General features: G+C 72.2%; 18 protein-coding genes. 6 read left to right on the top strand and 12 right to left on the bottom strand.

From position 1 onward, the window contains the following. Window positions 1–71: 71 nt before the first annotated feature. Window positions 72–1,073 (bottom strand): DUF389 domain-containing protein, encoded by a 1,002-nt coding sequence (locus tag Air01nite_RS07975; RefSeq protein WP_203701302.1) that lies wholly within the window; start codon window positions 1,071–1,073, stop codon window positions 72–74. Between the two features lie 96 nt (window positions 1,074–1,169). On the opposite strand from Air01nite_RS07975, the gene nhaA reads away from it, so the two are divergent. Beyond that, window positions 1,170–2,459, top strand: coding sequence for a Na+/H+ antiporter NhaA (gene nhaA / locus Air01nite_RS07970; RefSeq protein ID WP_203701301.1), 1,290 nt, complete (start codon window positions 1,170–1,172; stop codon window positions 2,457–2,459). A 10-nt stretch (window positions 2,460–2,469) separates the two neighbouring features. Here nhaA and thrS read toward each other — a convergent pair whose 3' ends face one another. Then, on the bottom strand, window positions 2,470–3,684 hold the full coding sequence (gene thrS / locus Air01nite_RS07965) for a threonine--tRNA ligase (protein WP_203701300.1): 1,215 nt from the start codon (window positions 3,682–3,684) through the stop codon (window positions 2,470–2,472). 237 nt (window positions 3,685–3,921) lie between these two features. On the opposite strand from thrS, the gene Air01nite_RS07960 reads away from it, so the two are divergent. Then, a complete protein-coding gene (locus Air01nite_RS07960) occupies window positions 3,922–4,851 on the top strand; it encodes a diacylglycerol/lipid kinase family protein (RefSeq protein ID WP_203701299.1) in 930 nt (309 codons plus the stop codon). Here the strand turns inward: Air01nite_RS07960 and Air01nite_RS07955 are convergent. The 3 genes from Air01nite_RS07955 to Air01nite_RS07945 form a co-directional block, all read right to left on the bottom strand. Next, on the bottom strand, window positions 4,848–5,696 hold the full coding sequence (locus tag Air01nite_RS07955) for a transglutaminase family protein (RefSeq protein WP_203701298.1): 849 nt from the start codon (window positions 5,694–5,696) through the stop codon (window positions 4,848–4,850). The two genes, Air01nite_RS07960 and Air01nite_RS07955, sit on opposite strands and share 4 nt — an antisense overlap. Before the next feature lie 70 nt (window positions 5,697–5,766). After that, window positions 5,767–6,705: an alpha-E domain-containing protein gene (locus tag Air01nite_RS07950; protein ID WP_203701297.1), complete on the bottom strand. Its 939-nt coding sequence runs from the start codon at window positions 6,703–6,705 to the stop codon at window positions 5,767–5,769. Next, window positions 6,699–8,270, bottom strand: coding sequence for a circularly permuted type 2 ATP-grasp protein (locus tag Air01nite_RS07945; protein WP_203701296.1), 1,572 nt, complete (start codon window positions 8,268–8,270; stop codon window positions 6,699–6,701). Before Air01nite_RS07945 ends, Air01nite_RS07950 begins: the two co-directional genes overlap by 7 nt. A 266-nt stretch (window positions 8,271–8,536) precedes the next feature. On the opposite strand from Air01nite_RS07945, the gene Air01nite_RS07940 reads away from it, so the two are divergent. Beyond that, window positions 8,537–9,247, top strand: coding sequence for a DedA family protein (locus Air01nite_RS07940; protein WP_203701295.1), 711 nt, complete (start codon window positions 8,537–8,539; stop codon window positions 9,245–9,247). On the opposite strand, the gene Air01nite_RS07935 is transcribed toward Air01nite_RS07940, so the two are convergent. Further along, on the bottom strand, window positions 9,204–10,607 hold the full coding sequence (locus tag Air01nite_RS07935; RefSeq protein WP_203701294.1) for an NAD(P)H-quinone dehydrogenase: 1,404 nt from the start codon (window positions 10,605–10,607) through the stop codon (window positions 9,204–9,206). The two genes, Air01nite_RS07940 and Air01nite_RS07935, sit on opposite strands and share 44 nt — an antisense overlap. 45 nt (window positions 10,608–10,652) lie before the next feature. On the opposite strand from Air01nite_RS07935, the gene Air01nite_RS07930 reads away from it, so the two are divergent. Next, window positions 10,653–11,114: a gamma-glutamylcyclotransferase family protein gene (locus Air01nite_RS07930; protein ID WP_203701293.1), complete on the top strand. Its 462-nt coding sequence runs from the start codon at window positions 10,653–10,655 to the stop codon at window positions 11,112–11,114. On the opposite strand, the gene Air01nite_RS07925 is transcribed toward Air01nite_RS07930, so the two are convergent. The 4 genes from Air01nite_RS07925 to Air01nite_RS07910 are packed head-to-tail and all read right to left on the bottom strand — an operon-like array spanning window position 11,111 to window position 14,380. Then, window positions 11,111–12,070 carry a GNAT family N-acetyltransferase gene (locus Air01nite_RS07925; protein ID WP_203701292.1) on the bottom strand — a complete coding sequence of 320 codons (960 nt, stop codon included), beginning with the start codon at window positions 12,068–12,070 and terminating at the stop codon, window positions 11,111–11,113. The two genes, Air01nite_RS07930 and Air01nite_RS07925, sit on opposite strands and share 4 nt — an antisense overlap. A 42-nt stretch (window positions 12,071–12,112) precedes the next feature. Then, window positions 12,113–12,916 (bottom strand): SCO6745 family protein, encoded by an 804-nt coding sequence (locus Air01nite_RS07920; protein WP_239090565.1) that lies wholly within the window; start codon window positions 12,914–12,916, stop codon window positions 12,113–12,115. Continuing rightward, window positions 12,913–13,755 (bottom strand): hypothetical protein, encoded by an 843-nt coding sequence (locus Air01nite_RS07915; RefSeq protein ID WP_203701291.1) that lies wholly within the window; start codon window positions 13,753–13,755, stop codon window positions 12,913–12,915. The genes Air01nite_RS07920 and Air01nite_RS07915 overlap by 4 nt, the downstream gene beginning before the upstream one ends. After that, window positions 13,748–14,380: an MBL fold metallo-hydrolase gene (locus tag Air01nite_RS07910; RefSeq protein ID WP_203701290.1), complete on the bottom strand. Its 633-nt coding sequence runs from the start codon at window positions 14,378–14,380 to the stop codon at window positions 13,748–13,750. The genes Air01nite_RS07915 and Air01nite_RS07910 overlap by 8 nt, the downstream gene beginning before the upstream one ends. 113 nt (window positions 14,381–14,493) lie before the next feature. Between Air01nite_RS07910 and Air01nite_RS07905 the strand changes: the two genes are divergently transcribed. Continuing rightward, the gene (locus Air01nite_RS07905; protein ID WP_203701289.1) at window positions 14,494–15,513 is read left to right on the top strand and encodes a DUF4349 domain-containing protein; all 1,020 of its coding nucleotides are present in this window, start codon (window positions 14,494–14,496) and stop codon (window positions 15,511–15,513) included. On the opposite strand, the gene Air01nite_RS07900 is transcribed toward Air01nite_RS07905, so the two are convergent. Both Air01nite_RS07900 and Air01nite_RS07895 read right to left on the bottom strand, forming a co-directional pair. Next, a complete protein-coding gene (locus Air01nite_RS07900; protein WP_203701288.1) occupies window positions 15,510–16,775 on the bottom strand; it encodes an amidohydrolase in 1,266 nt (421 codons plus the stop codon). The two genes, Air01nite_RS07905 and Air01nite_RS07900, sit on opposite strands and share 4 nt — an antisense overlap. Before the next feature lie 415 nt (window positions 16,776–17,190). After that, window positions 17,191–18,771 carry an acyl-CoA mutase large subunit family protein gene (locus tag Air01nite_RS07895; protein ID WP_203701287.1) on the bottom strand — a complete coding sequence of 527 codons (1,581 nt, stop codon included), beginning with the start codon at window positions 18,769–18,771 and terminating at the stop codon, window positions 17,191–17,193. 181 nt (window positions 18,772–18,952) lie between these two features. Here Air01nite_RS07895 and Air01nite_RS07890 point away from each other — a divergent pair, with 181 nt between their 5' ends. Next, window positions 18,953–20,848: a serine/threonine-protein kinase gene (locus Air01nite_RS07890; RefSeq protein WP_373310346.1), complete on the top strand. Its 1,896-nt coding sequence runs from the start codon at window positions 18,953–18,955 to the stop codon at window positions 20,846–20,848. Window positions 20,849–20,863 lie beyond the last annotated feature (15 nt).

Here is a 20,863-nt window from a genome sequence, read left to right as displayed (position 1 = left end):
CGGGTCGCGTCGAAAAGCGATCCCGTCGCGCGAACAGCCTCAGCGCGCCCGGCACGGGAAGCGGTCGGACGTCAGGAGCGGCTTGGTTCGGCCGGAGGCGTCTCCGGAGCCCGGGCCGGCCGTCGTTCGCGCCCGGTGGGTCGCCCGCGCGCGGCGTCGCGTCGGCGGGTGCGCCACCACCAGAGCCGCTGCACGAGCAACGTCAGCACGCCGGCCGCCACGATCGCTGCCAGGTTGATGGCGAGTTGGACCGTCGAGCCGACCGCCTCGTCGCGGACGCCGTAGGCCAGTGCGACCGCGACGTTGGCCGCTGCGGGCACGGTGGTCACCGAGATCAGGACGCCGACCAGGGTCGCGGATTTCGCCGAGGTCAAGGAGAGCATGCCCGCGACGCCGGCCAGGAAGCCGACCACCCAGGACAGGGCGTCCGGACGCCAGATGAAGTCGGTCAGTGGCCGCGGTGCCACCAGCATCTCGCGGCTGACGAGGCCGACGGCGTCCAGCAGCAGCGTGGTGCCCACCGTCGCCAGCATCGCCACCGGGAAGCCGACAAGCAGAGCCGTCAACGACCGGCGCACCAGGTCCCATCTGGCCTGGACGAAGCCCACGCTGAGCGCCGCCAGCGGGCCGAACTCCGGACCGACCACCATCGCGCCGACGATCAGGATGGGCTGGTCGAGCAGCACGCCGATGCCGGCGATGACCGTGGCGACGATCAGGAATGCGAGGTACGCACCCGACAGCTCCGCCTCCGAGCCGGTCTTGTGCTCGATCTCCTCCCAGACGACCGCGTCGACGCCGAGGCCCGGCGTCCTGCGGGCGGCCCGGTCGGCATAGGGAGACAGCGACACGTCGACCTGTTCCAGCACGATCGACTCCACGCCCAGGTCGCGCAGGGCGGTCAGCACGTCGCTCGCGCCTTCCCGCACGACGTCGGCCAGGATCAGATCGCCGACCGGCTGGGTGGCGGCGCCGGGCAGCACCACCACGTGGGCGACGGCAGGCGTCGCGTGCAGGAGACGCTCCACCGCCGCGCGGCTGTCGGCCGGCACGATGATCCGCAGATGCAACACGACAGACAGGAAACCACGGGAACGTCCCGGTAGGGTTGCCCTAGGTGTGCCGGGAAGGCTGGTCGGCGTCTCGTCGCCGACCCCGAGGAGCCGCCCGTGCAGAAAGCCAAGTCCGGCGTCAGCCTGTTCGGCCGCGGCAGTCTCCTGGAGACCCGGCGCGTCGCCGACATCCTGCGCACCGAGACCGCCGGCGGCCTGTTGCTCGTCGCCGCCGCGCTGGCCGCGGTGATCCTGGCCAACACGCCCTGGTCGGACAGTTACACCGCCGTCTCCGACGCCGAGTTCGGGCCGTCGGGCCTGCACCTGCACCTCTCCGTCGCGGAATGGACCGCCGACGGGCTGCTCGCGATCTTCTTCTTCGTCGCCGGGCTCGAGCTCAAGCGCGAGTTCGTCGCCGGCGACCTGCGCGACCCGCGGCGGGCCGCGCTGCCGGTCGCGGCGGCGATCGGCGGCATGGCGGTGCCGGCCCTGATCTACACGGTGGTCAACGTGGTCGCGGACAACGGCGCGCCGCGCGGCTGGGCGATACCGTCGGCGACCGACATCGCGTTCGCGCTCGCCGTGCTCGGGCTCATCAACACCCATCTGCCCTCGTCGTTGCGGACCTTCCTGCTGACGCTGGCCGTCGTCGACGACCTCCTGGCGATCGTGATCATCGCGGTGTTCTACACCTCCGGCCTGCACCTCGCGCCGCTGCTGCTGGCCTTGATCCCGCTCGCCGCGTTCGGCGTGCTCGTGCAGCGCCGGGTCCGATCGTGGTGGCTGCTGCTGCCGCTGGCCCTGGTCACCTGGGCGCTGGTGCACGCCTCAGGGGTGCACGCCACGGTCGCGGGTGTGCTGCTCGCCTTCACCGTGCCGGTGCTGCGCCGCGACGGCGGCACGGGGCCCGGGCTGGCCGAGCATTTCGAGCACCGCTGGCGCCCGCTGTCCGCGGGGTTCGCGGTGCCGCTGTTCGCGTTCTTCGCCGCCGGGGTCACGATCGGCGGTGCTGGTGGGCTCAGCGAACCGGTGACCATCGGCGTCGTGCTGGGGCTGCTGCTCGGCAAGCCCGTCGGGGTGCTGGTCTCGAGCTGGCTGGTGCACCGGTTCACCCGGGCCGAGCTGGCGACCGGCCTTTCCTGGTGGGACGTCACCGGGGTGGCGACGCTCGCGGGTGTGGGCTTCACGGTGTCGCTGCTGATCGGCGAGCTGGCGTTCGGCCCCGGCAGCTCCCACGACGAGAACGCGAAGCTCGGCATCCTGGTCGGATCAGTGCTGGCCGCGGCGGTGGCGAGCGTGCTGCTGCGCGCCCGCAACCGCCACTACCGCCGGCTCGTCGAGGAAGAGGAACGCGACGACGACCGGGACGGCATCCCGGACGTTTACCAGAGAGGCGACACGGAGTAGGTCAGCGGGGTCACGGCACCAACTCCCCTGAGCGAGCCGCGACCACGTCGCCGATCAGGCGCAACGCCTCAGCAGCCGGCATCGGAGGTAGCTCGCGGCCGCCGCGTGCCCGGAGTGCGACCGCGCCCGCTGCGGCCTCGCGGTCGCCGATCACCGCTACATAGGGCACCTTCAGGGCCGCTGCCTCGCGGATCCGGGCGCCGAGCGACCCTCCTTCGGCGTCGACGTCGGCGCGCAGCCCGGCGTCGACTGCCGAAGCCGCGAACGAAGCCGCCGCGGACGCGGCCCCGGCCGAAACCGGCAGCACGCGCAGCTGCAGCGGCGCGTACCAGGCGGGAAATGCCCCCTCGTGCGCCTCGATCAGGTAACCGAACAACCGCTCCATGCTGCCCACCAGGCTGCGATGCACCAGCACCGGCCGCGCCCGGCCACCACCTGCATCCACATAGGACAAGTCGAACCGCGCGGGCTTGTCGAAGTCGAGCTGCACGGTCGACAGGCTCCACTCCCGCCCGGCGGCATCGCGTACCTGAATGTCGATCTTCGGACCGTAGAACGCGGCCTCGCCCGGCGCCTCCACATAGGACCGCCCCGCCAGCGCCGCACGCAACAGCGACTCCGCCTCGGCCCACGACTCATCGGAGCCGACATACTTCGCACCCGGCCCGCGCAGCGCCAACCGCACCGAGCTGACCGAGATGCCGAGCGCCGCATGGGCCTCGTCGACCAGCGAAAGCACCGACGCCACCTCCGCGCCCACGTCGGCCAGGGCGCAGAAGATATGCGCGTCGTTGAGCTGGATCGACCGGACCCGGCTCAGCCCGCCGAGCACCCCGGACCGCTCGCTGCGGAACATCCCCCCGATCTCCGCGATCCGCAACGGCAACTCCCGGTACGAACGCCCGCGCGCGAGATAAACGAGGCAGTGATGTGGACACAACGCGGGCCGCAACATGAGCTCGTCATCGTCGGAGACCCGCATCGGCGGGAACATGTCCTCCTCGAAATAGCCGAGATGCCCCGACAGCTCGAACAACTCCCGCCGCCCCAACACCGGCGAGTAGACGTGCTGGTAACCGTTGCGCCGTTCGAGCTCGCGCAGATATTCCTCGACCGCGTGCCTGGCGGCGGCGCCGGCCGGCAGCCAGAGCGGCAGACCCGCGCCCGAACGCGGGTCGGAATGGTAGATCTCGAGCGAACGCCCGAGCTTGCGATGGTCGATCATGGTGGCTCCCTGTCGGACAGCGGCGACGGCCCCACGCACCCGAACAGCAGCACAGCCCCGGCGGCGGAGTCGCCCCGGGGCTGGATCGATGACGGTAGGGTCAGCGCAGCACGCCGGGACATCCCGGCGTCGTCGTGCGTGCTGGCCCAACCATGCCGCCAGGCTAGCCAGCCCTCCGCCCCGGACGCACGCGAATAAAACCCCCGAGAGCACAAAGCCACGCGAAGGACGACAGCCTTGCGTACGAAGCCGGAGCTGACCACGGCGATCCGCACCGGTCGACGGGCCGTTCTGCTGGTCAACGCCCACTCCCGCCGCGGTCGGCGGCTCTACCCGGAGGTGCTGCGCCGCGTCGAGGCCGCCGGTTTCGAGCTGCTCGGCCGCTTCCCCGTCGAGGACCCGAACGAGCTGCGCAACAGCCTCGGCGCGGCCACCGAGCTGGGACCTGACCTGCTGATCGTCGGCGGCGGGGACGGCACGATCGGCGCCGCCGCCCGGCACCTGGCGCACCGGGACGTCGCCCTCGGGCTGCTGCCGCTGGGCACGACCAACAACTTCGCCCGCACCCTGCACATCCCCCTCGACCTCGACGCCGCCGTCGCGATCCTGACCGGCGGCAAGGTGATCGACGTCGACCTCGGGCTGGCCGGTGACATGCCGTTCGCCAACCACATCGGCGTCGGGCTCTCGGCGGAGATCTTCGCGAAGGCGCCGCCGCGGCTGAAGAAGGTGATCGGCCGGCTCGCGTACCCGGCGACCGCGATGGCGCTGCTCACCCGGCACCGACCGATGCGGGTGACCGTGCGCACCGACGGCCGTTCCCACGTGTACGTGACCCACCAGCTCTACGTCGCCAACGGCGGCTTCCACGCCGGCCGCCCGATCACCGCCGACGCGGACGCCGACGACCGGCTGCTGGTCGCGTACCCGGTCGGCGACGCCAAGCGGACGCGGCTGATGCGCGAGACGGCGCGCAACGCCTCGACGGGCCATCGCCGCTCGCACGGCGAGGAGCCGTTCCTCGCGACGGACGAGATCTGGCTGGAGACCGACCGCCCGATGCCGATCGAGGTCGACGGGGAGCCGCGTGGCTACACCCCGCTGCGGATCGGCCTGGCCGCCAACGCCCTGCGCGTGATGGCCGCGGCCGACACCGTCGACCGCTAGCGGCGCCGGGTCAGCCGCACCGAGACGCCCTGACCGGTGTTGGGCGGGCCGGCGTACACGCCCTTCAGCGGTGGCACGTCGCCGTACTCCCGGCCGCGGCCGACCACCACGTGCCGCTCGCCGATCGGGATGCCGTTGGTCGGGTCGAAGCCGATCCACCGGCCGGCGAACCACTCCACCCAGGCGTGGCTCTGGCCGACGACGGTCTCGCCGACCGGCGCGTCCGGCGTGGGGTGCAGGTATCCGGAGACGTACCGGGCCGGCACGCCCATCGCCCGCAACAGCCCGACCGTCAGGTGGCTGAGGTCCTGGCAGACCCCGCTGCGCTGGCGCCAGGCCTGCACGGCGTCGGTCTGCACCCCGGTCGAGCCGGCCACGTACGACACCTCGGCGCGGACCCGATCGCACACGGCCCGGGCGGCGGCGTGCGGTGTGCCGTGCGCGCCGCGGATCTCCTCGGCGAGCGCGGTCAGCTCCTCGTCGAGGGCGGTACGCGGCGTCGGCAGCAGCAACTCGTGCCAACGGTCGACGGTGCCAGGATCCGCCAGGTCCGCCCACCCGGCCGGGGCGAGCAGGTCACCCGGCGGCAGGGTCTCGACGGTGGCCGAGGCGGTGACCGACAGCCGCTCGTGCGCCTTGTGCACGTCGAACGCGGTCACCACCGTGCCCCAGTAGTCCGCGTAGCGATAGGTGCTGGCCGGCGGCCACACCTCGACCCGCGCCTCCAGCACGGCCTGGTGCGGGTCCTCCCGGGGCGTCATCCGGGCCTCGTTGTAGGACGCGTCGACCCGGCCGGCGTAGCTGAACCCGGTCTCGTGCCTGACCTCCAGCCGCCAGCCGGTCATGCCGCAGCCTCCCTCCGGTCGGCTGAGCACGACCGACGCCGACTGAGCTGACCGCGCTCGCTCCGCTCGCTCATGCCACCGCCTCCGACACCCAGCTGACCGCCGAGGTGGCCCGAAAATATCGCCGGGACACCGCGTCGTTGACCTGCGAGCAGGTGCGTTCGAGCCCGTCGAGCACCCCGGCCAGGTCGTCGAGCAGCTCGTCGGCGCCGCGGAACTCGAGGTTGGTGCGGGACCGGCCGAGGATCCGCTGCGCGTCGGTCGCGACGCCCGCGCGGCCCGGGCCGGGCGCCAGCTCGGCGAGGCAGGACTCGGCGGTGGAGAGGGCCGCGAACACCGAGCGCGGGAACAGCCGGTCGAGCAGCAGGAACTCCGCCGCGTGCCGGTCGTCGAGCGAGCCGCGGTACGCGCGCAGGAAGGTCTCCCACGCGCCGCACGAGCGCAGCAGGGTCAGCCACGACGGGATCGAACCGCCGGCCCGCACGTGGGTCGAGAGCAGCCGGGCAGACATGTCGACCCGTTCGACGCTGCGGCCCAGCACCAGGAACAGCCAGCCCTCGTCGCGGCTCATCGTCGCGTCCGCGAGCCCGGCCAGCACCGCGCAGCGTTCCCGCACCCAGCCGAAGAACGCGTGCACCCCCTGCTGCTCGACGCGCTGCCGGGCGTCCGGCAGGCCGAGCCAGGTGGAGTTGAGGCATTCCCACATCTCGGAGGAGACGGTCTCGCGGGCGCCGCGCGCGTTCTCCCGCGCCGCGGCCAGCGCGCCGGCCACCGAGCTCGGGTTGGTGGCGTCGAGCCCGAGCAGCGCGACCACCCGCGCGCCGGACAGCGGGCCGTCCGGCACCGGCGCGCCCATCACCGACAGCAGCGACCGGCAGGCGGCGTCCTCGGCCACCCACGGGTCGGCCAGCATCTGGTGCAGGTGCACGTCGAGGATGCGCGCGGTGTCCTCGGCCCGCTCGACGTAGCGGCCGATCCAGTAGAGCGACTCGGCGATCCGGCTCAGCACGGCGCACCGCCCTTCTGCTGTTGCTGTTGTTGCTGCTGCGCCGAGCTGACGCCCGGCCCGGGGTCGGGCCGCGGCGCCGGGTCGGCCTCCCGAACGTGCCGGCGGACGGGCGCCGGCTCGGCGGGTCCCTGCGGCGCGGCGAGCACCCAGGTGTCCTTGGAACCGCCGCCCTGGCTGGAGTTGACGACCAACGCGCCCTCGGGCAGCGCGACCCGGGTCAGCCCGCCCGGCAGCACCGAGATCCGGGTGCCGTCGTTGACGGCGAACGGTCGCAGGTCGACGTGCCGCGCCCGGAGCCGGTTGCCGATCAGCGTCGGCACCATCGACAGCTTCACCTCGCGCTGCGCGATCCAGCCGCGGGGGTCGCGACGCAGCTGAGCGCGTACCTCGGCCAGCTCCACGTCGGTCGCCTGCGAGCCGATCACGATGCCCGCGCCGCCGGAGCCGTCGACCGGCTTGAGCACCAGGGTGTCGAGCCGGTCCAGGACGTGCGCGAGGACGTCCGGGTCGGCCAGCCGGTAGGTCTCGACATTGGGCAGCGCCGGTTCCTCGCCGAGATAGAACCGGATCAGATCCGGGACGTACGTGTAGAGCAGCTTGTCGTCGGCGACCCCGTTGCCGACCGCGTTGGCGATCGTCACCTGCCCTGCCCGCGCGGCGTTGAGCAGCCCGGCCACGCCGAGGATCGAGTCGGCCCGGAACTGCACCGGGTCGAGGAACTCGTCGTCGATCCGCCGGTAGATCACGTCGACCCGCTGCTCACCGGCGGTGGTCCGCATCGCCACCCGGTTGCCGGCGCACACCAGGTCGCGCCCCTCGACCAGCTCGACGCCCATCTCCCGGGCCAGCAGCGCGTGCTCGAAGTACGCCGAGTTGTGCACGCCCGGGGTGAGCACGACCACGGTCGGGTCGCCGCCCGCGGAGGCCGGCGCGGCTTCGCGCAGGGCGCGCAGGAGCTGGCTCGGGTACGACTCGACGGGGCGGATCCGGGTCGCGGCGAACACCTCGGGCAGCACATGGCTCATCGCCCGCCGGTTCTCCATCACGTAGCTGACCCCGGACGGCACCCGCACGTTGTCTTCCAGCACCCGGAACGTGCCCACCTCGTCGCGGACCAGGTCGACGCCGGCGACGTGCACCCGCACGCCGTTGTGCGGGACGATGCCGGCCGCCTCGCGGTGGAAGTGCGCGCTGGTCACCACCACGGAGCGCGGCACGACACCGGCGGCCAGCACCTCGCCCGCCCCGTACACGTCGGCGAGGAACGCCTCCAGCGCCCGGATCCGTTGCGCGACGCCGGCCTCCACCACGGACCATTCGGCGGCGGAGATGATCCGCGGCACGATGTCGAGCGGGAACGGCCGCTCGACGCCCTTGAGCGCGAACGTGATGCCCTGGTCGAGAAACGCCCGGGCCAGCACGTCGGCGCGGACGCCGAGGTCGGCACTGGACAGCGGCTGGAGCGTGGCGTGCAGCGTCTCGTAGGTCTCCCGCGGCATGCCCGCCGCCGCGAACATCTCGTCCCAGCCCGGGCCCAGCCGATAGTCCTCGAACAGGTCCGCCATGCGCGCACGCTACGCCGTCGCGGTTGCGCGCTCGTTACATAGAAGGGCCGTCGGCACGGGACCTGCCGACGGCCCAGAGGTGGCGGCCCGGCACACCGGGAACGGGGGACCCGACGTGCCGGACCGCACATTTCCACGGTACGCCGCCCACACCGTGTCGTCTGTAGGGTCGAATGCCGGACAGCGGCGCGGGGGCGCTGGGCAAGTGTCCCCCATCAGGGCTTATCGGAAACTATCCTGATCGCGGCGGACGGAGGGTGGGGCGGATGGCCGACGTGCTGGGCACGGTGACGTCGCCTGTCTCCGCCTATTTATTGCTGCTTGGCCTGCTGGTGCTGGACGCGTTCGTCCCGGTCATACCCACCCAGGCCATCATGATCACCGGTGGGGCGCTCACCGCGTACGGCCACCTGAGCCTCCCCACCACCATCGCCGTCGGCGCCGCGGGCGTCATCGTCGGCGACTGGGCCTGCTATCTGCTCGGCCGGTCCACCCATCACCGCACCGGCCTGATCGCCCAGTTGCGCCGGCGGTGCGGCATCCAGACCGACGACGTCGCGAAGTCGGCGGCCGCGCGCACCGGCCGGGCCCGGCGAGCGGCCCGCAAGCTCACCCGCGGCCTGCGCGAGCCGGGTCCCGTGGTGATCCTGATCTGCCGGTTCGTCCCGGGCGGGCGGATGGCGGCGTGCTTCTCCGCCGGCCGGGCCCGCTACCCCTACAAGCAGTTCCTGCTCTACCAGACGCTGGCCGCGGTCGGCTGGGCCGCCTACGGCACCCTGGTCGGGCACCTCGGCGGTGCGGCGCTTACCTCGTCGGGCTGGCGGCTGATCGTGGTCGCGATCATCGCGGCGGCGCTGTTCGCCGGCGCCGGCTGGGGCCTGGCGCTGTGGAAGCCCGCGCGCCTGCGCCAAACCCCGACGGCGCCGCTGGACCCTACTCCGGTTCGTGCAGCATCAGCTGACGCGCCGCCTCAGTGATCGACCCCGACAACGAGGGATAGATCGTGATGGTGTGCGCGAGCTGGTCGACGGTCATGTTGTTCTCGACCGCCAGCGTGATCGGCAGGATCAGCTCCGACGCCTTCGACGCCACCACCACGCCGCCGACCACCTGACCGCTGGCCGGCCGGCAGAACAGCTTGACGAAGCCGTCGCCGAGGTCGGCCATCTTGGCCCGGGCGTTGCCGGCGAGCGTCAGCATCACCTCGCGGGCCGGCACCCGCCCCGCGTCGACGTCGTTCTGGCTCACCCCGACGGTCGCCAGTTCCGGGTCGGTGAACACGTTGGCGGACACCGTGCGCAACCGCAGCGGCTGGACCGCCTCGCCGAGCGCGTGCCACATCGCGATCCGGCCCTGCATCGCGGCGACGCTGGCCAGCGGCAGCACGCCGGTGCAGTCGCCGGCCGCGTAGATGCCGGGGACGTTGGTGCGGGACACCCGGTCGACGGTGACGTAGCCGCCCTTCGCGACCGCCACCCCGTATTCCTCGAGGCCGAGGCCCGCGGTGTTCGGCACGGAGCCGACCGCCATCAGGACGTGCGAGCCCGTCACCGTGCCGCCACCGCTGAGGTCGACCTCGACGCCGTCGGCCGTGCGCCGCACCGCGTCGCCCCGGGAGTTGTTGAGGATGGTCATGCCCCGCGAGCGGAAGACCCGCTCTATGGCCTGCGCGGCGTCCGCGTCCTCGTGCGGCATCACCCGGTCACGACTGGAAACCAGCGTCACGTGTACGCCCATCGCCAGGTACGCGCTGGCGAACTCGGCGCCGGTCACGCCCGAGCCGATCACGATCAGGTGCTCGGGCAGCTCCGGGAGGTCGTAGAGCTGGCGCCAGTCGAGGATCCGCTCGCCGTCGGGCACGGCGGTGGGCAGCACCCGCGGGGTGGCGCCAGTGGCGATCAACACAGTGCTCGCATCGACCGCGTACGGGGCGTCACCGCCCGTCGGGGTGATCTCCACCCGGTGGGTGTGACCCAACGTGTCAGCACCGAGCCGCGCAGTGCCCGCCACGAAGGTGACGCCCGCCTTGACGAGCTTGTTGTGGATGTCATGCGACTGGGCCTGCGCGAGATTCTTCACCCGCGAGTTCACGGCCTGGGCATCGACGGTCACCGCCTCGATGCCACCGGAGTGCACGCCGAAGCGCTCGGTCTCCCGATAGCCCGTCACCACGTCTGAGCTGGCAATAAAGGTCTTTGAGGGTACGCAGTCGGAGAGCACGCAGGCGCCGCCGGCGCCCTCCGCCTCGACCACCGTCACGTCGGCGTCGAGCTGCGCGGCGACCAGTGCTGCTTCGTAACCAGCCGGGCCGCCACCCACGATAACGATTCGTGTCACGTGTCGTATTCTCCACGACCGGCGGACCGGGCTATCGTCATCGCCGTGCGTCATTACGCCGCGTACGGCTCAAACCTCGATCCCGCCCGAATGCGTGCTTACTGTCCGCATTCGCCGATGGTGGGCACTGGCTGGCTGGAAGGCTGGCGGCTCACCTTCGCGGGCGAAGACGTCATCGGCTGGGAGGGCGCGGTCACCACGATCGTCGAGTCTCCCGGCGACCGGGTCTTCGTCGCGCTCTACGACGTGCACCCCTGGGACGCGTCCCAGCTCGACGAGGTCGAGGGGGTGACCGGGGAGACCTACCGCAAGCTGACCCTGCGGGCCGTCAGCCTGGAGGGCGACAAGACCGTCTGGGTGTACGTCTTCAACGGCTACGAGGGCGGCCTGCCCACCGCGTGGTATCTCTCGGAGATCGCCAACGCCGCCGAGAAGGCCGGCGCCCCGGACGACTACGTGACGGAGCTACGCGGCCGCCCGACCAAGACCTCGTCGCCCGAGGTCTAGGCCGCGGCGATCCGCCGCTCGAAGATGTCGGCTTCGAAGAGGGCGGTCATCCCGGCCGCGCGGTAGACGTTGGCGGCCCTGGTCGGGCTCGTCAGGTCGACGCCGAGGCCCGCCTGCGCGCGGCCCTTGGCGGCGTAGACGGTGAACGCGTGCCGCAGCAGCGCGCCGCCGACCCCGCGCCGGCGGAACTCGCGCAGCACGGTCAGGTTCTTGATCCAGCCCTCGTTCTGCTCGAGCATCTGGTCGGCCGACATCAGGATGCCGGCCGGCACCCCGTCGACCTCGGCGATGAACCACTCGTCCCAGGCGACCGAGCTCAGCCCGTCGACGTAGGACTTCCAGGTGTCGTAGTCGCGGGGCTGGTAGTCGTAGGCGTCGCGGAAGCCGGTGTCGTAGATCCGGTGGAACAGCCGCAGGTCGGCCTCGTCGTCGGGCCGGACCAGGCGGATCGTCATGCCCGCCGGCAGCGGCGCCGGGGTGACGCCGGCCAGCGACCGGCGCATCCGGGCGTAGCGCTTGACGAACGCGAAGCCCGCCGCCTCGATCTCGGCGACGTAGTCGCGCTCGGTCGGCAGCGCGCCGGCCTTGGCGATGATCTCGGCGTAGCCGTGCTCGGTGGCGCGTTCGGCGACCCGGCGCACCAGCAGGTCGAGCAGCGGCGCCCGGCTCGGCGCGCCGCCGTCGGGGTGCACGTAGACCTCGACGAACTCCTTGTCGCCGCCGTTCTCGTTGTCGATGTAGGCCCAGCCGCCGAGCCGCCCGTCGGGCGTGTAGGCCAGCCAGCAGTCGCGCGCCGGATCGACGTGCGGCGAGGTGAGCGCCGCCTTGACGTCGTCGTCGCTGGTCTCCGGCTCGCCCGTGGCGTCGATGTCGCTCGCCCGCATCAGGTCGAGGATCGCCGGCAGGTCGTCGATGGTGGGCCGGCGCGTGGTCCAGCCGTCGGGGAGGGCCGTCATGCCGCCGTTTGTCCCACACCCCAAGGGGTCGGCGCCATCGATTTAGTCGAGCACCGCCTGTGCGTCGCCGCCGGGCTCGGGGCCGACCCGGCGGCCGGGCTCGGTGTTGGTCGGCCGGACGCCCTTGCGCGCGCTGTCCAGCAGCCCGAGCAGCTCGATGCGTTCGTCGAGCCCGAGCACCGCGTACGCCGACGAGAGGATCCGGTCCGTCACCGCCTCGGCCCAGACGCGGCGCCGCAGCAGTGGACCGACGCCCGGGTACGGCGGCTGCCAGCCCCAGGCCACCGCGCCCGCCTCGCCCTCGGGTCCCGAGATGATCGCCTCCAGCGGGCTCAGGCCGCTGGCCCGCACGGCCAGCAGGTGCGCGCCGCCGCGGTGCTCGCGCAGCAGGTGCAGCAGGACGGCGGCCTGCGCGCCCGGGCTCTCGTCCGGCACCGGCATGGCCCGCCAGGCGGCGAACAGGGGCAGCGCGGACGCGTCGGCGGCGAGCACCACCTGCTGGATCAGATCGACCAGCCGGTCCACCCGGGGGAACCCGCCGAGTTGCTCGACGCCCCACCGGCAGCACTCGGCCAGGTGCACGGCCGCGACCTCGGCCGGCGGCAGCACCCGCCGGGCACCGTCCCAGCCGTCGGCGACCGCCTCGGGCGCGATGAAGCCGAGCGCCGCAGCGACCGTGTCCGACCGCACGTCGCCCAGGGCGCCACCCCGGCCGGCCACGTAGAACGCCCACCCGGACAGGCCCAGCTCGCGGGCCCGGCGCAGCGTCCGCGGGCACTCGGCGTACGCGCCGCCCAACTCCATGACGGCCTCCCGCGAGGCCTGTGCGGTCTGCTCGGGCGTCATTCTTCGTCCATCGCCTCGAGGGCCGCCTCGACCTCGCCGACGCGGCGCCGGGCCTGTGCGGCGGCGCGTTCGGCGGCCTTGCGGGCCGCGCGGAGCCGGCCGAGCGCGGCGTCGGCGTCGGCCCGGGCGCGCTCGGCCTCCTGCAGCGCTGCCTCCGCCCGCTCGACCGCCGCCTCGCCGTCCGTCTCGGCCTTGTTGGCCTGGTCCAGCTCCTTGCCGGCGGACTTCTCCGCCGCCCGGGCGGTGGTCAGCTCCTTCTCGATCGCGCGCCGGCGGGCCGCCTGCTCGGCCTGCGCCGCACCGGCTCCGTCGCCCCCGGGTGCCGGCTCCGGCGCCTCGTCGGTGACCAGGCGGAGATTCGGCCGCGGCACCTCGCCGAACCCGGCATAGCTCGCGGCCCGCACGAGCCGCCCGGAGCGGACCTGCTCGGCCACCTCGGCGTCGGAGACGGCGGCGGTCAGCGTCGCCTCGACCTCGCCGACCGGCAGCTTGCCGCGGTTGCGGGGGTCGGCCTTGGTCGCGAGCCCGACCGCCTCCTTGACCAGCGCGGCGACCGCCTCCCGCCGCTGCCGGGTCAGCTCGCGCAGTGCGTCGCCCTTGAGCTGGCGCTGCGCCGAGCGCAGCGCTGCGGAGAGCTCGACCAGCTGGTCGACCAGCTCCGGCCGGCGGATCGCCAGCAGGTTGACCACCCAGGCGGCGACGGTCGGCTTGCGCAGCTTGCCGAGCTGCTTGGCCCGGTCGGTCTGCCCGGCCGCCTTGGCCGCGGCGACCAGCTCGTCCCGGGCGGCGACGAAACCGTCCGGCGGTGCGGTGTAGAGTTCGACGACCGGATCAGGCATCGACGCTCGTACCCGGGGCCAGGCGCTGGTAGTCGACCTTGAGCAGGCGCCCGAGGACCCCGTCGATCAGCTTGCCGCCGACGTCGTTGATGATCCCGTCGTGCAGCGCGAACGCCCGGCGCGGCGCGACCGCACGGACGAAGTCGACCGACTCGCTGATCTTCAACCAGGGCGCCGACACCGGCACGAAGAGGGTCTCGACCCGGACGCCTTCGGGTACGTCGAACGAGTCGCCCGGGTGGTAGACGGAGTCGTTGACGAGGAACCCCAGGTTCGCGATGCGCGGGATGTCGGGGTGGATCTCCGCGTGCACGCCGCCGAACGTCCGCACCGGCATGCCGGCGGCCGAAAAGGACTGTCCAGTCTCGACGGCGGTGACCACGTCGCCCAGTTGCGACAGCTTGGCGGCGACGTCGGGGTGGGTGTGGACGGTGACGGACGGCCGCTTGCCCAGCGCGTCGGCGAGCGCGTCGGTGTCGAGGTGGTCGGCGTGTTCGTGGGTGATCAGCACCGCGTCGACGCCGTCCAATGCGGCCCGTTCCGTGAAGCCACCCGGATCGATGACCAGCACGGCGCCGTCCTGCTCGACCCGTACACAGGAATGGCCAAATTTGGTCAGTCGCATCTCGTGACCCCCTGGCTGCCGAATCGTGATGTCCCCTGGCGAGTCTGCCGGAACCGGCGTGCGCACGGGGCACGTCTGACCGACGAACCGCACACGATTCGGAGGGGACTGATATGGGCAGCGTACGACGGGGGCGGGCGCTGGCCGCGCTCGCGGCCGGTGGGCTGGCGGCAGGCCTGGCCCTGGCCGGTTGTTCCGGGAGCGCCACTGACTCGGCCGGCAACAGCAGCAACGAGGCTCCGGCGGCGGCGCCCGGCATGGGCTACTCCGTCCCGGACGGCGGCGACATGTCGCAGCAGGGCGGCGGTGACGCCGGTGTCGGCGAGAAGGCGGCGCCGGAGGCGGCCCAGGTCCCCGAAGGCGGCGCGGGCGGCGTGGAGCTGCAGGTCGACCAGCGGCAGATCATCTACACGGGATCGATCATGGTCCGCGTCGAGAACGTCGAGCGCACCGCCGCCGAGATCACCTCGCTGGTCACGGGCGCCGGCGGGTTCGTCGGCGGTGACAAGCGCACCGACGACGGCGGGCGGTCCGAGGCGGTGCTCACCCTGCGGGTGCCGGCCGACCGGTTCACCTCGGTCGTCGACGAGATCGCCGGCAAGGGCACCGACGACCGCCGGGAGATCAGCACCCAGGACGTGACCGAGGACGTGGTCGACCTCGACGCGCGGATCACCACCCAGCGCGCCCGGGTCGAGAGCGCCCGCCGGCTGCTCGCCCAGGCGAAGACCATCAACGACCTGGTCTCACTGGAGAACGAGCTCGGCAAGCGCGAGGCCGACCTGGCGTCGCTGGAGGGCAAGAAGCGCCGGCTCGACGACCTGACCGCGCTCTCGACGATCACCGCGACGCTGCTCGGTCCCGAGGCGCAGGCGCCGGCACCGCCGCCCGAGGACGACAGCGGCTTCCTCGGCGGCCTGAAGGCGGGCTGGAAGGCCTTCACGGCCACGCTGGGTGTCCTGCTGACCGTGCTGGGCGCGTTGGTGCCGTGGTTGGCCGTGGCCGGGCTCGGGCTGCTGGTCTTCCTCTACGTGCGCCGCCGCCGTCCCCGGCCGGTGTTGGCCGGCCCCGCCATTCCGGCGCAGGCCGGTGCGGCCGACGAGCCGGTCAGGGAAGACGCCGAGAAAGGCTAGAAAGTGCCGGCGGCGAGGGCGGCCAGGGCGGTGTGCACCATGACGCGCACGCCGTACCCGATCGACCGCTCGTCGACGTCGAACGTCGACTGGTGGATGTCGGGCTTGACGTCCGCGCCGTGCGGGGTGGTGCCGAGCCGGATCATCGCGCCGGGCACCTGCTCGAGATAGAACGCGAAGTCCTCGCCACCCATGCTGATCTCGGCCTCGACCACTCGGTCGGGGCCGAGCGCGGCACCGGCCGCACCGGCGACCACCGCGGTGGCCATCCGGTCGTTGATCACCGGCGGCACGCCCCGGGTGTATTTCACGTCGACCTCGGCGCCGGTAGCGGCGACCACGTCGCGGATCAGGCTGGTGATCAGCTCGGGCGCCTCGCGCCACGCCTCGCGGTTGAGGATGCGGACGGTGCCCTTGAGGTTGGCCTCGGCGGGGATCGCGTTGTAGGCCTCGCCGGCGTGCGCGCGGCCCCAGACCATGGAAACCCCGGCGCGAGCGTCCACCCGGCGGTCGAGCAGCGACGGGACGTCGATGATCACGCGGCCCATCGCGTGCACGAGGTCGGTGGTCAGGTGCGGCCGGGCGGTGTGCCCGCCCTTGCCGCGCAGGTTGACCTCGATCGTGTCGGCGGCCGCGGTGAACGGGCCGGACCGCACGCCGACGAGGCCGACCGGCAGCTGGGGCGCGCAGTGCAGCGCGTAGATCGCCGCGACCTCCTTGAGGCCGCCGGCCGCGATCACCTCGGGCGCGCCGGACGGGATGCACTCCTCGCCGGGCTGGAACAGCAGCCGGACCCGGCCGGGCAGCTCGTCGCGCTCGGCGAGCTGGGCCAGCGCCAGGCCGGTGCCGAGCAGGATGGTGGTGTGCACGTCGTGGCCGCAGGCGTGCGCGACGCCGTCGACGGTGGACCGGTAGGGCACGTCCTTGCCGTCTGGCAGCGGGAGGGCGTCCAGGTCCGCGCGGAGCGCGATCACCCGGTCGCCCTCGCCGACGTCGCAGATCACGCCGTTGCCCTTGGGCAGCAGGCGCGGCGACAGGCCGGCGACGGCCAACTCCCGGGCGACCAGCGACGCGGTCTCGAACTCCTGGTGGGAGAGCTCCGGGTGGGCGTGGATGTGACGACGTACGGCTACGAGTTCGGCGCCCCGGGCGGCTAGCCAGCGGTCGAGCTGACCTGGGAGGGGGTCGGCGCCGGCCGGTGTCTCGGGCCATGAGGACGCCAGCTGGCTGCCGTTGGGAGGCAGCGTCAACGCACTCGTCACGTGAAATTCTCGATCACTCTGGGCGGAATGGGACTTGGCTAGCCTAGACCTCCGACGGTGACGCTGCGCAACATCATTATGGTAGTGATCGGATAGCGCAGGGTCACGAAAGCCCTGGTGAGAGCGTTCGTCGAGCAGCGGGGATGCGTCGGCGGGCGCATTGAAACCGGCCAACTGTCCCACACCTCCTACAACGCGTGATGGTGGCGGCGGTCACGGGCACGCCGCGGATCACGCGTGGAATCCGGTTAACTGGTCTGAATCTACCCGGGCGATGGTCACCTTGCCGGGTGAGGCGACTTACGGTGACACGTTCCGGGTACTCGTCGCCGCACAGCGGGTACGCCAGGTCATGGTTGCTGAGCGTGACGGCTCGATGCCGGTGCGAGTTTAACGCACCGTAACAACCCTCCGGTCAGAACCGCTCGACCGGGTGGTAGACGCCCCAAACCTCGCGAAGTGCGTTACATACCTCGCCCACCGTGGCGTACGCCCGCAGCGCCTCCCGCATCGGGTAGAGCACGTTGTCGGTGCCCTCCGCCGCACTCTTGACCGCGGCGAGGGCCTGCGCGACGGCGGCGGCGTCGCGGGACTCCCGGATCGTGGCGAGCCGTTTGGCCTGGGCCGCCTCGATCGCCGGGTCGACCCGCAGCGGCTCGTAGGGCTCCTCCTCCGCGATCGTGAACTTGTTGAGACCGACCACGACCCGGGCGCCGCTGTCGATCTCCTGCGCGACCCGGTAGGCGGAGGTCTCGATCTCGTTCTTCTGGAAGCCGGCCTCGATCGCGTCGACCGAGGAGCCGTAGGAGCCGACCCGCTCCATCAACGCCAGCGCCGCCGTCTCGATCTCGTCGGTCATCGCCTCGACGACGTACGAACCGGCGAAGGGGTCGACGGTGGCGGTCAGGTCGGTCTCGTAGGCGAGCACCTGCTGGGTGCGCAGCGCGAGCCGGGCGGCCTTCTCGGTGGGCAGCGCGATGGCCTCGTCGTAGGAGTTCGTGTGCAGCGACTGGGTGCCGCCCAGCACCGCGCCCAGCCCCTGCACCGCGACCCGGACGAGGTTGACCTCGGGCTGCTGCGCGGTGAGCTGCACGCCGGCGGTCTGGGTGTGGAACCGCAGCATCATCGACTTGGGGTCCTGCGCCCCGAACTCCTCGCGCATCAGCCGGGCCCAGATCCGCCGGGCGGCGCGGAACTTGGCCACCTCTTCGAGCAGCGTGGTGCGCGCGACGAAGAAGAACGACAGCCGGGGTGCGAAGTCATCGACGGCGAGGCCGGCCGCGATCGCCGCGCGCACGTAGTCGACGCCGTTGGCCAGCGTGAAGGCGATCTCCTGCACGGGCGTCGCACCGGCCTCCGCCATGTGGTAGCCCGAGATGGAGATCGTGTTCCACTTCGGCACCTCCTTGCGGCAGTACGCGAAGGTGTCGGCGACCAGCCGCAACGACGGCTTGGGCGGGAAGATGTAGGTGCCGCGCGCGATGTATTCCTTGAGGATGTCGTTCTGGATCGTGCCGTTGAGCGCGCTGCCGGGAATGCCGGCCTCTTCCGCGACGAGCTGGTAGAGCAGCAACAGCACCGACCCGGGCGCGTTGATCGTCATCGAGGTCGACACCTTGTCGAGCGGGATGCCGTCGAACAGCGTCTTCATGTCGGCCAGCGAGTCGATCGCCACGCCGACCTTGCCGACCTCGCCGTGCGCCACCGGGTCGTCGGAGTCGTAGCCCATCTGCGTCGGCAGGTCGAACGCCACCGACAGGCCCATCGTGCCGTGCTGGAGCAGCTGGTGATAGCGGGCGTTGGACTCGGTCGCGGTGCCGAAGCCGGCATACTGGCGCATCGTCCACGGGCGCGACGTGTACATGGTCGGATACACACCGCGCGTGTACGGGTATTCGCCCGGACGACCGACCCGCTTGTCAGTGTCGCCGGGGAGGTCGGACTGGTCGTAGACCGGCTTGACCGGGAATCCCGACTCCGTCTTTCGCTGCGCCATTAACGAATCCTAAGGCTCGATGAGTAGGCCCACCGGTGAGGGATTGGGCACAGACGGTTCGGGTCGTTCGTACCCAGAGTCGATGATCCATCACAACAGGTGATGCGGTTTCCCTTATCGGGCCGGCTCCCCCAAGATAGGGAGGTTGGTAACTGGCCCTCGACCCCCCGGCGGCTTTTCAGTGACTCAGATTCCGACGTGGAGCAATTCCGCCACCTCCGGATCCAACAGCTCGGCACCTGCCGGCGCCCCGGAGGGGCTTGGGTTCTCCATGCCGACTGATAGTCCAGGCATCGGAAGCGGCAGAGCGGTCTCCGGCAGCCGAGCCGCTCCGGGGACCATGATTGGCGGCCGCTACTCGCTGCGGGCCGCGGTCGGCCACGGCGGCATGGGCACCGTCTGGCGCGCCAGCGACGTCCTGCTCCGCCGCGACGTCGCGGTCAAGGAGGTCGTGCTGCCGCCGGGCCTGGCGCCCAGTGACCGCGACTCGATGTACGAGCGCACCATGCGCGAGGCGCGCGCCGCCGCCGCGCTGCAGCACCCGTCGGTCGTGCAGGTCTACGACGTGGTGCAGGAGAACGGTCGCCCCTGGATCGTCATGGAGCTGCTCGACGCGCGCAGCCTCGCCGACATGGTGATCGAGGACGGTCCGGTCGCGCCGCGCGCGGTCGCCAAGATCGGCATCGCGCTGCTCGGCGCGCTGGAGATCGCCCACGCCAACGGGGTGCTCCACCGCGACGTCAAGCCCGCCAACGTGCTGATCTGCAACGACGGGCGGTGTGTGCTCACCGACTTCGGCGTCGCCCGGATGCCCACCGACGTGCAGCTCACCACCCCCGGCATGGTGCTCGGCTCGCCGCACTTCATCTCCCCCGAGCGCGCCATGGGCCAGGACTTCGGCCCGCCCAGCGACCTGTTCTCGCTCGGGGTCACGCTCTACACCGCGATCGAGGGGCGCCCGCCGTTCGACCGGGGCGACCCGATCGAGACCATGCACGCCGTGGTCGAGGACCCGCCGGCGCCGACCAGCCGGGCCGGCGTGCTCAACGACGTGCTGATGGGCCTGCTCGAGAAGGACCCGGCCCGGCGCTACGACGTGCCGACCGCCCGCGGCATGCTCCGCGAGCTGCTCGCGGGCCCGTTGGTCAGCAAGGCGCCCGTGCACATGATGACCGACCCGTACGCGGTCGTGCCCGCGCAGCGTTCGCCGTGGCAGCCGCCGGCGCCCGCGCCGGACCAGCGCCCGACCGGGCAGATCGGCGGCCGGGCCATGCTGGCGCCGGGCGAGTCGCTCAGCGACCGGCTGGCGGGCGGGCCCGGCGGCGGGCCGGCCGGTGCGCCCACCGCGCCGCTGCAGGCGCCGACCGGGCAGATGCCGATGCCTAACTGGGGGGCGCCGCCCGCGCCCGCGTCGTCCGGCGGCCTGTCCGGGATCAAGCGGCGCGGCGGCAACCTGGTCTCCACGGTCGCTGGCTGGCCACGCAATATGCGGCTCGGGCTCGCCGGTGGTCTCGCGGTCGTGCTCGTGCTGATCGGCTTCTTCGCGCTCCGCGGCAAGGACGACCCGGAAGGCACGACGCCGGTGCAGGCCGGCGCGCCGACGGGGGCACCGTCGGCAGCGCCGTTCGACACGCAGGAGCACGCCGAGCGCGGCATCCTCGTCAACGTGCCCGCGGGCTGGAAGCAGTCGGGCGGCGGCAAGACGGTCTACTTCGACTACATCGACCCGGACGACCCGGGTCGCAAGGTGCGCATCCTGGTCGAGAACGCCAGCTCCAAGGCCACTCCGACCGGCTTCCTGCAGCAGGCCGAGCGCGGGCTGAAGGGCAACGCCAAGTCGTGCCCCAAGCCCTACTCGCGGGTCGACCTGCGCGAGGGCGAGATGGCCGGGCGGGTGTCGGCGGAGCTGGAATACCGGTGCGGCGACGGCGGCAGCGAGCGGCACGGCGTCTGGGGCGCGGTGATCAACGGCGGGAAGGCGTACTCCTTCTTCATGACCAGCACCGAGGAGCGGTTCGCCGAGAGCAAGCCGATCTTCGACGAGATGGTCGCCTCGTTCCAGCTCACCTCGAGCTAGGGCCGGGCCGGGGCG

This window comes from Asanoa iriomotensis, assembly GCF_016862515.1.
Classification (GTDB): Bacteria; Actinomycetota; Actinomycetes; order Mycobacteriales; family Micromonosporaceae; genus Asanoa; species Asanoa iriomotensis.
This window is presented reverse-complemented; position numbering and strand designations above follow the sequence as displayed.

Excerpts from the sequence above, each read along its gene's own strand:
- Air01nite_RS07945 (WP_203701296.1), bottom strand. The coding sequence starts at position 8,270 with ATGGCGGACCTGTTCGAGGACTATCGGCTGGGCCCGGGCTGGGACGAG.
- Air01nite_RS07910 (WP_203701290.1), bottom strand. The coding sequence starts at position 14,380 with ATGCGACTGACCAAATTTGGCCATTCCTGTGTACGGGTCGAGCAGGAC.
- Air01nite_RS07940 (WP_203701295.1), top strand. The coding sequence starts at position 8,537 with ATGGCCGACGTGCTGGGCACGGTGACGTCGCCTGTCTCCGCCTATTTA.
- Air01nite_RS07895 (WP_203701287.1), bottom strand. The coding sequence starts at position 18,771 with ATGGCGCAGCGAAAGACGGAGTCGGGATTCCCGGTCAAGCCGGTCTAC.
- Air01nite_RS07955 (WP_203701298.1), bottom strand. The coding sequence starts at position 5,696 with ATGACCGGCTGGCGGCTGGAGGTCAGGCACGAGACCGGGTTCAGCTAC.
- Air01nite_RS07905 (WP_203701289.1), top strand. The coding sequence starts at position 14,494 with ATGGGCAGCGTACGACGGGGGCGGGCGCTGGCCGCGCTCGCGGCCGGT.
- thrS (WP_203701300.1), bottom strand. The coding sequence starts at position 3,684 with ATGATCGACCATCGCAAGCTCGGGCGTTCGCTCGAGATCTACCATTCC.
- Air01nite_RS07925 (WP_203701292.1), bottom strand. The coding sequence starts at position 12,070 with ATGACGGCCCTCCCCGACGGCTGGACCACGCGCCGGCCCACCATCGAC.
- Air01nite_RS07915 (WP_203701291.1), bottom strand. The coding sequence starts at position 13,755 with ATGCCTGATCCGGTCGTCGAACTCTACACCGCACCGCCGGACGGTTTC.
- Air01nite_RS07920 (WP_239090565.1), bottom strand. The coding sequence starts at position 12,916 with ATGACGCCCGAGCAGACCGCACAGGCCTCGCGGGAGGCCGTCATGGAG.